At 58.1% G+C, this 12,247-nt stretch carries 8 protein-coding genes and 1 pseudogene; all 9 read right to left on the bottom strand.

Annotated features, from left to right (window positions below; translation table 11 throughout):
• Window positions 1-20: 20 nt before the first annotated feature.
• Complete coding sequence (locus tag CTP10_RS22530) at window positions 21-2,156, bottom strand: capsular polysaccharide biosynthesis protein (protein ID WP_233528203.1); 2,136 nt, start codon at window positions 2,154-2,156, stop codon at window positions 21-23.
• Window positions 2,125-3,087 (bottom strand): KpsF/GutQ family sugar-phosphate isomerase, encoded by a 963-nt coding sequence (locus CTP10_RS22525; protein ID WP_116321092.1) that lies wholly within the window; start codon window positions 3,085-3,087, stop codon window positions 2,125-2,127. The genes CTP10_RS22530 and CTP10_RS22525 overlap by 32 nt, the downstream gene beginning before the upstream one ends.
• 67 nt (window positions 3,088-3,154) lie before the next feature.
• Window positions 3,155-3,718 (bottom strand): KdsC family phosphatase, encoded by a 564-nt coding sequence (locus tag CTP10_RS41285; protein WP_442875245.1) that lies wholly within the window; start codon window positions 3,716-3,718, stop codon window positions 3,155-3,157.
• A pseudogene (gene kdsB, locus CTP10_RS41280) lies at window positions 3,719-4,459 on the bottom strand (3-deoxy-manno-octulosonate cytidylyltransferase); the annotation flags it as partial. It abuts the gene before it with no gap.
• The gene (kdsA, locus tag CTP10_RS22515; protein ID WP_116321094.1) at window positions 4,459-5,301 is read right to left on the bottom strand and encodes a 3-deoxy-8-phosphooctulonate synthase; all 843 of its coding nucleotides are present in this window, start codon (window positions 5,299-5,301) and stop codon (window positions 4,459-4,461) included. The pseudogene kdsB and the gene kdsA, both read right to left, overlap by 1 nt.
• A 24-nt stretch (window positions 5,302-5,325) precedes the next feature.
• Window positions 5,326-6,405 carry a hypothetical protein gene (locus CTP10_RS22510; protein ID WP_147316225.1) on the bottom strand — a complete coding sequence of 360 codons (1,080 nt, stop codon included), beginning with the start codon at window positions 6,403-6,405 and terminating at the stop codon, window positions 5,326-5,328.
• A 5-nt stretch (window positions 6,406-6,410) separates the two neighbouring features.
• Window positions 6,411-7,793, bottom strand: a complete 1,383-nt coding sequence (locus tag CTP10_RS22505) for a tetratricopeptide repeat protein (RefSeq protein WP_147316226.1) — start codon at window positions 7,791-7,793, stop codon at window positions 6,411-6,413.
• A 14-nt stretch (window positions 7,794-7,807) separates the two neighbouring features.
• Complete coding sequence (locus tag CTP10_RS22500) at window positions 7,808-9,739, bottom strand: glycosyltransferase (RefSeq protein WP_116321097.1); 1,932 nt, start codon at window positions 9,737-9,739, stop codon at window positions 7,808-7,810.
• A 10-nt stretch (window positions 9,740-9,749) separates the two neighbouring features.
• Window positions 9,750-12,203 (bottom strand): capsular polysaccharide export protein, LipB/KpsS family, encoded by a 2,454-nt coding sequence (locus CTP10_RS22495; protein WP_116321098.1) that lies wholly within the window; start codon window positions 12,201-12,203, stop codon window positions 9,750-9,752.
• Between the last annotated feature and the right edge of the window lie 44 nt (window positions 12,204-12,247).

Here is a 12,247-nt window from a genome sequence, read left to right as displayed (position 1 = left end):
GATTCTTGCTTTGTTCTGCCCTATTGCTCTGGCGCAGGTATCGGCCGATGCCGTCCACCTCTACCGCCCAGGGCCTGCCCGGCATCGCGACAATCTCCGTCCCGCCGCGAATCCGCACCGGCCGAAGCATCGCGCCAGCGTGTCCATGGCCTGAGCAGCGGCTGCATCCATCGCTGCAACAAACGTTCACCCGCTGTCGGCGCCTCATTTCGCCACGACAACATGTGGTCCACCGCCTGCTCGGGGGTGGCATAGTTGTCGCGCGCATCGCGCAAGACGTAGCGTGGGTACAAGATCAGCGCTCCTGCCACGAGCATATCGAGCGAGAGCCGGCGGCGCCGACGCGGCAGATCACAGCGGTCGTCGGTCAGGCCCCAGCCGGCGTAGAACGGCGCACCATGCGTCGTGACCGGCTTGCCACGCAACAGGGCCTCGAACCCAGCCAGAGACGTCAGCACATGCACAGCGTCGACAGCGGTGATCAAGCGATCCATGGGGCAATCCGACACCACTTCGTCGCAAAGCGCTGCCAGTTCGCACTCGGCATCGCGGTCGCCACGCAAGCCGGTCATGACATCCGGATGTGGCTTGTAAACGATGTAGGCATCCGGCGCTTCTGCGCGCACAGCTTCAAGCAGGGCCCGGTTGGTACGGATGCCAGGGGCGCCGAACCGTAGCGACGCATCCGCTTCCACCTGACCGACGACCAGGACGACATTGCCGACTCCGGGCGGACGGTTCCAGTCACCCTCACCAACGTTGTACTTGGTCAGGCCAGCATTGACGATCGCATTCCGAAGGCGCTCCGCGCGGGAAAGCGTCGCGGAATCGAATTGCGCGCCCGCCAGCAGCCGCTCCAGATCGGATTCCCTGGTCGCGTCGTAGTAGATGCCGGTACGGTCGAACACCCATGACAGTGGCCGGATCAACTGTGCGCCCAAGCCAACGGAACGCAGGAAGCCATCCTCCACCGTAATCACGGAAAGATCGGCGCGCGTCGACGTGTCGATGCTTCTGCCCCAACGCACAACGGTTGTACCCTGCGGCACCGCGCGCAGACTCCGATGAAAGACAACCTCGTTCCCTTGCAGGAAATCCCGCAAGATCGGGCGCTTCCAGCGCGAGAATCCGACCGCATGCAATTGCGCAGGAAACTGGTGCCGCATCCGACGTTGCAATGCCAGGTAATCGATCGCTTCTTCCGCCTCGCAGCGCTTGCAGGAATGCGGCAAGACATAGCGTGTGTAGCGGACCAGGGCGGCAAGCGCGAGTTGCTCCAGCGATACTGGACGACGCCTGGACGGCCCCGGCAGATCGTCGTTTGTCAGCCCCCAGCCAGCGTAGAACGGCATGCCGAAGGTATAGACGGTCTTGCCATGAAGCAGCGCTTCGAAACCAACCTGCGATGTGACAACAAACACCGCCTGCGCCTCGCATATCAGCGGAACGACATGTACATCATCCTGCAGCCGCACGACGCTCGGATAATCCCCCGCATCGAGAATGCCGCCAAGATAACCCCGCTTGCGTCCGAGTGCGACCTCCGGGTGTTCCTTGACAAGGATCTGGCAGTCCGGGTAATTCAGCAGCGCTGACTCCAGCATGCGCCGGAAGCTGTTGCCATCAGCCTGGCCGAACCGGACAGAAGCATCATTGGCGGTCTGGTCGATGACCAGCACGTACGGCCTTGCCGGCAACGCCGTCGGCGCCGGCGCATAGTTGTACTTGGAAACGCCTGCGGCACGCCAACGCTCGATCAGACCTTGCGCCCGTGCCTGCTCCGTTTGCGAGAGGGGCATGCCGGCCATGGCTTCAAGCCGGGAGGGCTCTGATGCATCGTAGTAGATACCAAGGTCATCCACGACCAGCGAGCAAGTCTGTGACGACGCCCCCGGATGCAACGATCGCAGGAATCCATCCTCCAGGCACAGGAAGCGTTCAATGCCGCGCGAGCGCGCGAACGCATGCGCCTTGCGTGCGGTCGGACGCCGCCCCCAGGCAGCGATGCCCGAGAGCGGCGCACGCGCGCCCTGCAAGGCATGCACCGCCATCACCTCTTCACCAAGAAAGGCGGAGAGGTGTGCAATGCGGCGAATGCCGTGGGAAAGAATGCCGATGGCACCCTCAGACGGAAGGCTCATCGGTCCCCAGATCATGAATCTGCAGGATGCCGACTACGCGCCCCGCCTCATCCTTGACTACCAGTGCCCCGATCCGCGCAGCATGGATCCGTGCTTCCGCATCGGCAAAACGCTCATCCGGGGACGCCAGCTTCGGGTCGGTCGACATGATCTGCCTGGCGCGGATCGTCTTGTAGTCGCAATCCGAATCGAACGCACGGCGTACATCCCCGTCCGTGACGACACCATGGAGCGTGCCGCCCTCCATCACCAATGCCATACCGAGTCGGCCACGGTTGATGACGTGCACAACATCGCGAAAGGACGCTTCCGGCTTGCAGATCGGCAAGTTTTCCTTGTGCATCACGTCCGCGACGCGAGTCAGCAGCCGCCGGCCAAGGCTTCCACCGGGATGGAAACGGGCGAAATCCTCCGGCTGGAAATTCTGGTTCACGGAAAGCACCACGGCAAGCGCATCGCCCATTACCAGCGTTGCGGTCGTCGAGCTGGTGGGCGCGAGGTTGTTGTTGCAGGCTTCCCGCTCGACCGAGATATCCAGCACAACGTCACTATGCCTGGCCAACGTTGAATTGACCTTGCCGGTCATCGCGATTACCGGGTTCTGCTGATGCTTCAGGAACGGCAGGATACGGATCAGCTCTTCCGTTTCCCCGCTGTTGGAAATCATCAGCACCACATCAATGGGCTTGATCATGCCGAGGTCGCCATGGAAGGCCTCGCCCGGGTGCACTGAAAATGCCGGCGTCCCGGTCGATGCCATGGTGGCAGCGATCTTTTTCCCAATCAGTCCCGACTTGCCCATGCCGACGACAACTACCCGGCCACGGGCATTCAAAATAATGTCAATCGCCTTTTCGAAGCCTGCGTCGATACGGCTCGACATGCGATCCAGCGCCTGCATCTCCGCGGCAACGACATTGCGTGCCAATGTGAGGACCCCAGTCATCTCTCTTATTCCCTGCTTGTTTCTTCTCTTGTTCTGATCGCTTCTACTTGTCAGTAGCAGTCGACAACTATTGCGTGATGCCAGACATCACAGTGGCAAAGCCCTCGGCCGTACCAAAAACTTCTGCCTTGCCTTGAGCAAGAAGAATGCCATCAGCCAGTTCACGGAAGGCACCCTCGCCTCCACGCGCCGACAGCACGCCAGTGGCGCGCGCCTTCACATAGCTAGCCGCATCCGCAACTGCGTACGACAGACCGCATGCCGCAAACGCAGGCAAGTCGATGCTGTCGTCTCCGATACATACCGTCTGCCCGGGTGTCGCGTCCGCCTGGGCCATCAACGCGCGGCAAGCGGCAAACTTGTCTTTGACACCAAACTGGAAAAGCGTCACGCCAAGATCCGCCACACGCTTGCGCAAGGTTTCCGAGTCGCGGCCGGACACAACCGCCACCCGTACGCCGTTCTCTTCCAGCAGATGAATACCGAGCCCGTCGCGCACATGGAAACGCTTCAGGCACTCCCCCGTGGCGTCGTAATAGATGCCACCGTCGGTCAGCACGCCATCCACGTCGGTGATGACAAGGCGCACGTCAGCCAACGAGGGCGGCAACTCCGGCTCTTTGCCGGCCATCAGCGCACGCACGCGTGCCAGGCACTCCGGCGTATCCACGCCCGGACCGGTCGGAGCAACTTCAAACGCTCGGATTCGCATGCCGGCTGCCAGCAATCGCAGCTGCTCCAGCTTCTCTGCGTGCTCGACCATCGGCTGGGGCAATTCGGCGTACGCCGCCAGCACCTCGCGACGATAGGCGTAGACGCCAACGTGCTTGAGGAAGGTAGCCGCCTCGGCGTCCCTCGGATAGGGAATCGGCGAACGACTGAAGTAAAGCGCGTCACCGTTAGCGGCCAATACGACCTTCACCGTGTTCGGATTGCCCGCCTCGTCCGCATCGATGGCATGGCAGAGCGTGCCCACCTGCACCGTGCCATCCTCGAGCATGCCAGCGGCCAGCCTCGCAATGTCCTCCGGCCGCACCAGCGGTTCATCGCCTTGCAGATTGACGTAGATGTCCGCATCCACCTTCGCCATCACCTCGGCGAGCCGGTCGGTGCCTGACGGGTGATCCGGAGAAGTCATGACGCATTCGCCGCCGAACCCGCGCACCGCCTCCGCAACGCGCGCGTCGTCGGTGGCAACCAGTACCGCATGGACCCCAGGGACCTTGCATGCACGCTCATAGACGTGCTGCACCATCGGCTTGCCCAGGATGTCGGCGAGCGGCTTGCCGGGCAGCCGCGTCGATCCATAGCGCGCCGGGATGACGATCGCGACGCGATCCTTCTTCTCGTTGACCACGACGTTAGGCTCCATCAATCGATGATCAGCGGCGGGAACGACTTCACCAGATCGTCCACTGCCTTCACCTGCGTCAGGAACGGCTCCAGCTTGTCCAACGGCAATGCGCTCGGCCCGTCGCACTTGGCGTTGGCCGGATCAGGATGCGCCTCCAGGAACAGGCCCGCCAGACCAACCGCCATACCGGAGCGCGCCAGATCCACGACCTGCTGACGACGGCCACCCGATGCAGCGCCGCCCGGATCCCGTTGCTGCAGGGCATGGGTCACGTCGAAGATGATCGGCATGTCATTGGTGACACGCTTCATCACACCGAACCCGAGCATGTCGACGACCAGATTGTCGTAGCCAAAGCAGGTGCCGCGGTCGCAGAGAATGAGCTGGTCGTTGCCGGCTTCCTTGAACTTCTCGACGATATTGGCTACCTGGCTGGGGCTCAGGAACTGCGGCTTCTTGATGTTGACGGGCCGGCCTGTCTTGGCCAGCGCCACCACCAGATCCGTCTGCCGCGCGAGGAACGCCGGCAGTTGCAGGACGTCGACCACCTCGGCAACCGGCTGCGCCTGCCAGGTTTCATGCACGTCGGTGATCACCGGCACGCCGAACGCCGCCTTCACCGCTTCGAAGATCTTCATCCCCTCTTCCAGGCCCGGGCCGCGGTAGGAGCGGATCGAAGAACGGTTTGCCTTGTCGAAGCTGGCTTTGAAGACGTAGGGGATGCCGAGCTTTTGCGTTACGCGAACGTACTCCTCGCACGAACGGAGGGCCAGGTCGCGCGATTCGAGGACGTTGATGCCGCCGAATAGGACGAAGGGGATCGCGTTCCCAACCGAAATGCCACTTCCAACACTAATCATTTGTTGCTCCAAATCTCTATCTGATCACTGACGGTGGCTTGCAGAACCGCAAGCTTCACCGCGTTGTGCGATGCGTGGATCCGGTGATCCAAACTCCGGGTCCTGGGGTGCGCTAATTCCCCGATGCAGGCTAATGCGAAAGACGTCAATATCGTGACCATACTCGGGTCGAGCAGAACTGAGGCTGATCTGTACATACTTTTGCAGATCACGAGCCTCATCCGTCAGATCTCGCAATTTATCTCGCTCCCCTCGCAGGTTTACGAACATCAGATAGTCGTGGATCGATCCGTCCTTTACAAGCTCGATGCCGGGCAATGTACGAGAATCAGATCTCTTCATCTGACCATCCTTGCCAACTCCTTGCATGAGCCTCACATAGAATTTCTCGTTTCCTTTGTTGTACCGGATGCGCACTCTCACGCTTACCCAATCCATCAAGTAATCGCGCACCGGAATCAGCTGGCTCAAATCATGGCCAGCAGTCCCGGCCCGGACAAGCCGCCGAGCTTCCGGATCAAACACGTGATGGAAACCGGTTGCATCTGGATCATCGCTGCATCGCCGTCGCTCTCCACCACATTGGTTCGGTGGAGGACTTGTGCTATCTCCCACCCAGTTCAAGAACTTCTCGCTCTTATCTTCAATCCGACTAATGACTCCGCCGCCGTAAAGCCCCCATACATTGGATACCCAGCAGCGCGCGTGCTCAACTTTACGTCCTCCGGTACCACTATAGGTTTGGCGCTCTCCAAACCTTGGCGCACCATACTCCACTCTGCTCGCGCCAGGCCAATTCCGAAAGTCGGAATTTGGAATCTCATTGAGCCTTGATCCTTTCCCTCTCAGATCAACATTCACCGGAAACACCGCCGCCCGTTGCAGCAATGCCTCACACGAGTCAAGTGCTTCGGATGCAACCTCGACGTTGATATCCGCCTGCGTCAAGTCGCGCGTCGCGGCCGCCACTCGAAGGCTGTTCTCCTTCAACTGTCCACAAGTCAAGACAACCTCACCAGCCAATGGCGCCCCATTTGCTACCGTTGCCGCAAGTAGACCCAACGCCAGGTGGCCGGCTGCCAGAAGTTTCAGGATTGCTTTCATGCTCTCTACCCAACCCTTGCAAGCGTGCCTATGGTCCGGCTCAGGCGCTCAAATCTCTCCAGATCCTTTCCCTCGATGGGTGCGAATTGCCCGATCCGTTGCCACGCGACCACCGCACCCTCCACATCTCCATATGCCTCGAGCGCGAAAGCATAAGCCTTCCAGAAGCCAACCACTGACTCATTCAACTCGAGCGCATGCTCAAGTAAGCCTAGTGCTCGGAGTAGCGTTTCACGGGAGCCTTTAGCTGTTCTGACCAGAGCCTTGGCCAGATGAGCCAAGCAGTGGGGGTCCTCAGGGGCAATCACTACTGTCTTCTCCAGCAGAAGCACTGCCGCATCCAGCTCACCACGGGTCAGCAGTAATTCTGAAAGATTCCGAATCGACTTTACGTTTTCCTTGCTAGCAATGGCAGGTCTGTCCAATAGACCGCCGGCCACATCACTAAAACCGAGTTCTACCAGCGCTTTCGCTGCGATAAAGATCTCTGCATCCGACAGTGCAGAAAATCTCGCCTTTTCAACCACTGTCGCTACGCCCTCTGGCTGGCCCAATTTGGCGCATGCTTGCAGAAAGATAAGCAGCGCACCGACGTGATCGGCCGCATTCTCCAACACGCGCGCAGAAAGATTCCGGGCCCATCCAGCGTGCCTCGCCTTCAGCGTCCTGAAGGCCATATGGACCAGGTACGTAGACGTCTTCTTCTTCTCTACACGAAGATGTCGGTGTACTTCTTTGGCGGCGCCTTCCCCTCCAAGCAGTACACGCATGACCAGATAAGTTAGGGAATTAGCCCCTTTGGTCGCGTAAATCACATCATGCCGCATGTGCGTAACAGAAATGCGATTGACCGCCCCTCCCCGAATACTGCGAACATGGGCACTATCCGTCTCAAACCGTGAATCAAAGAAGATCCACGACTTGCCACGGATATCCGCCGGCTGAATTTTCATCTCCTTGTGAGAATCCAACTCAAACCATTGTTCATAACGTGTATCAAAGTCCCCAACATCCATGGGATCAATTGACCATTGCGGTGCGAATGCAAGGATGGCATCCGGCAAATAGGTGCCGCTATGCTTGAGTGCCGCGTACGCACCCATGCTGTGACCGTATCCGATCCTTCTCGGAAATCGAGCCGTCGCACTTTCGACCAATCCTTTGATGCCGTTCCATTTGGCAGCGCAAAACCAATGGGGTCTCTTGGCATCAATTGATAGCCATGCAAACGGAAGTTTGTGGGCTACCTTATCCCCCCAGAACCGCCCCTTCACGTCCTGCCCCGGCCATTCCATAGGAGAAAAGGCAACGATCAGCACATCACTGCCCGTGTCATGCAGCGTGATCCGGAAATCCTGGTCGTCCAGCAGAACTTGATGGCTAGCCATGCCGCCGTTACTCATTATTGTTTGAGTCTTGCAATCAATCCACGATAGGCGGCATCATCACCGAACCTCTGTAGGGCGTGCTGATGAATAGTCTCACGCCAGCGGACTGCATCCTCGGCATGCCCAATGCGCTCAACAATCTCGTTGATCTCCTTTGCATCCGGCCCAATAACGCATACGCCTGTCACATCATTTCCGATGCATCGAGTCCCTAGTTCATTGGTGAGTAACGGCCTACCGGCGACTAGCGCCTCGACGCTCTTGAAGTTCAGTCCTCCCTGGACCGCGATGGGCGAAAGCATCGCTTGGACGGAACCATAGAATTCACTCAGAACATCAACGAAGCCCAAGCGCTGCACGGCGCCTGAGAATTCATTCTCCAGATTCTCCGCCTCCTTCGATTTGCAAATACCACCGGCAACTTTCAACTTTGCATTTGGATAGTGTTCCAAAATTGCCGGCCACCAGCTTGTGCGAACGATGCGCAAGCACTTCTCGTTGTTAGTATTGTTTGAACCGATAAAGCCGAAAACAAGTTCGGTCGGCGCCTTGTCCATCTTGACCCCGCGGGCTGCATGCGCGAACGAGCCGCTCTCAGTCAATACGTGGCTAGAACAACCCGCCCCAACTATAGATGCACGATCCGCATCGGAAATCGCAATGACACCATCTGTCTGGTTAAGCAGGCTTATTTCCGAACTTCTTTGGCGTTTGGCGCTATATAGAACACGTCGCTCGCTATGATTTGAATCCCGGTCTAGCACGAAAAACACATCGTGCGTGTCGCAATACCACTTTACAGACGGTCTCTTTTCCTTCAACGGCATGATTGAAGGCGTAAACCAAGCACCTGTATAGACGACGTTCCTCAGCGCGGGAAGCCCTTCAATGGCGCCTTCCAGCAACTTAGTGTGGCGCTCCGTGCCAAATACAAAACAGCGCTCCGAAAAGCGCATCGGTGGCATGGTGTGTACCCCCAACATCCGGCGCACAAAAGTTTCCGACCGTCTCACCAACCGATGCGTCGCAGGATATCCCCCTCTTTTCAACGGATGTGTCACCACTCGCGGACAAACGATTTCGAGAGCACGCTGGATTCGCTCGAGGTCGCGGTTGTCTGGCCCAAAGACCAATGCCGCAGTTGGTTCACCACCATAGTTGAGTCCCAGTAGCAGATCAAACCCTCTAGCGAAATATGCTCGCTGGAGGGGCAACATTCGCTCGGGAAACACGAAGAGAGTTTCGATTGCACTTTCCTCAAACAGCCGCAATGGAGCAAGATTATGCGTATCGTCGAACGCCAGAACATCCGGCAGTTCGCCGGCAAATAGCCTTTTCCAAAAATCGCGTGCAATCTTGGTGTGCAACTGAGATTCACTCGATCGAAGGAAGATTACCTGCGAATCGCGAGCAATCTTGACCTCGTCCAATGCATCAAATAGAAGATTCTGGGGATCATCAGACAACCAGAAGACAGAAGCATAGCGTGGCCAAACCAGAGGCACTTCGCCTGCCAACAGCACAGCGTCATTCGAGGGCACATGGCGTGACAGCGCTTCCAGTTTATTCTGGAAGTCCACCAGACGGTGTCCATCGAGGTCAATCACAAGGCGCTTTGAATTGGCACCTCCGCTTGGGACCTCCGAGGACGCGAGACGGATGCGCAGCGCCAACGATTGGCGACGCGCACCGCGCAAATCGTTCCAGACACGCCGAATAGCAGCGAGCGACACAGAACCATTCAACAGGATCTCGACGCGTCGCGTTTCATCGCTGGGCGTGGCCCCCAGGATGTCTTCACAGTACTTTACAAGCGCCGACTCACCACAGATCTGGACACAACTCTGCGACAGATTGCTCGTAATCTCGGCAAACTGAATGCGGCCCCTCACGGTCATTGCCTCGGAACCGAAGAAGACTACTTGCGTTAGCAGGTCGTTCGACATGACACTTTTTTCACGCAGCACGCTGCTCACTCTTGTCGGAGAAGTACTCGATCAACCGCTCGACTTCGCAGAGCTTCCCTGTTTGCGGGTCAACATAGCGGGACAGGATCAGATAGAAGACATAGAAAATTTCTTCCAACGAGCGCTGCCGTTGTCGGCGCGGCACGTCAACCTGATTCTGTGTGATACCCCAGTTTGAGTAGAACGGCACCCCGAAGCAGCGAACCTTCTTGCCTGCCATCAGCGCCTCGAACCCCATTCCGGAACTCACCACCCACACCTCATCGACAGCCTCGATGAGGGAATAAGGGTTGACATCAAAGCCAATGAGATGGACGTTCTTCTGCCGCGCGACGGGACCGAGCGATTCCGCAGTAAAGTGTGCTTCATGCGCACCCCCGCTAATGGCGCAGGGGTGCTGCTTGATAATGATCTCTGCCTCCTCACCCAGGTCAAGGGCTTCTTGCAGCATTGCCGAAAAGCTCTCGTCCGTCGCACTTCCGTACTTGATGGACATATCGCCGGCCTTCTGGTCGACGATCAAGATCGTCCTCTTTCCACGAGTGCGGAAATCGAGATTCAGTACCGGGGCGTGGTTGTATTTTGAGATTCGGTTGGAAACAATATCCGAAATAATTCGCTTGGCGCGAGCAAGCTGCGCATCATTAAGCTCGAAATCGGAATTGAGTATTCTCTCAAGCAGAGAAGGCTGAAGCGAGTTGTAATAGATTGCCCGCGTGTCCATTACGACCGACAGCGTTGGCTCATTCGGATCGGTCCAAAGTCCTTGCGACCGAATGAATCCATCTTCCAGATAGAGACGCGGGCGACCAAGCTCGCTCCTGAACACTTCCGGCCGCTCCTTGGATTCGCTCGGCTCTGCGCCCCACTGAACAAAGAGCTCTGCCGCATTTGCCCCTTGCAGCGCTCCTGCGCCCGTAACGCGACGGTTTGCCGAAAGCAGTTCGAGCAGATACTTCTGCCTGCCCTCGGTAATCGGGAGATTGTTGATCGGGTCCGGAACACCAATCACATCCAGACCCACGCCATCCTTGTCCAGAATCCGGGACAGGACATCCTCATAGATGCTGTTGCTCAGCCCAGGGATCGCGACACCAGGCTGGTGGCTTTCGATGAGCTCGCGGAAGCTCGAATGAGGCCGAGCCTGCGCAATCGCAGGCTTCTCGCCATCAATCGCTCCTTCCGTGGAGAGGTCCATGGCCACATCAACAGTGGAGGCGCCCGTTCGATCTTGGGCCACCTCGTCAATGGAATAGAGCCGCATCGATTGGCCTTCAGCGGGATCGATACCAAGTAGCCCTTCGGGCGCAACGACTTCCTTCGCGATGCCGACCCACTCGGCAAGATCACCATCCTCGTCGTAGAAGCGGATCGCTTTTCGATACTTCTCGCGAAGCAGCTTGATTGCCGCTCCGTTGAGGAAGCCGTTCTTCCGCCGCTTAGCCACGATCAGAAGGTGGTCGGTAGGCTGCGTTCGGGACAGCAATGACTCCACCTCTGCAAACACGGCATCCGTCAATCGCTCGTTCGAAAGCGAATTCTGCAGAGGCGGAAGAACCAGCAAGCGGACGTCTTCCGCAGCCCCTGCGCCGATGCCGGCTCGAATGGTTTCCCTATGAGATTCATCAAACGCGGAAGCAATGTCGGCGCTATACGGAAGCACCGAGCACCGTTGCATCACTCGTGCGGGGAAACTCATTTTCCCCGCAACGACCTGATCAGCCACCAACCGCTCGCAGATCGGCATGGATGCGATACGTGTCTCTCCATACAACTCAAGCGTTGAACTCGATGCCACAGGAAAGTGGCAGATGCTCACGAGCCGAAGCGCCCGGCATTGGATCGCAATGGCCCGCGTCAACGAGGTGGCATCGTATGGCAACACAACGGCCAAGACATTTCGCTCCTTGATGGACGCGAGCATCTTACGCGCAATTGCATTGGCCTCAAGTGGTGCCTTGTTCGCCCGGAACTCCACATCGTCGAGGTCTGCGCCTTGGTCAAAATGCTCCCACAACGGCAGATAGACAACCGAATAGCCTTCTTCCTGATACATGCGGCTTCGTGCACGGTCTAGGAACGGAACCCCAGTGGGATACAGTGCAACTGTCCAGCCGGAAGTCGACCCGTCAACGCGGTCCATTGCACCGTGGCGGTACGCTTTCCAAAGATCGGCAGAAGAGGGCGTTTGAAAGATCGCCTCCATCGTCCGTACTGCCTCGAGGTCGCCCTTTCCGCCGGCGCTTTGCGCGCGGCCCGGGGCCTTTGCAGCCTTCGACGCTATGGCTGGCTTCGCAGGCTTGGTCGCTGCCGCCACCGGCTGAGGCTTGCGCATATCATCGATCAGCAATACGCCGACGCTCTTAAATAGCGGATTCTTCGAGTCTCTAAAGAAGGCCTTAGGATCTCGTCGCAGCTTTCGAAGTTTTTTGGAAATAGCCATCTTGCAGATACTCGGTTTGGAGTGGTTTCCGTCAGCGCTCAGCG

Origin of the sequence: Cupriavidus sp. P-10, from assembly GCF_003402535.2 — a bacterium.
Classification (GTDB): Bacteria; Pseudomonadota; Gammaproteobacteria; order Burkholderiales; family Burkholderiaceae; genus Cupriavidus.
Note: the sequence above shows the minus strand (reverse complement) of the source record. Positions and strands in the feature narration are given on the sequence as shown.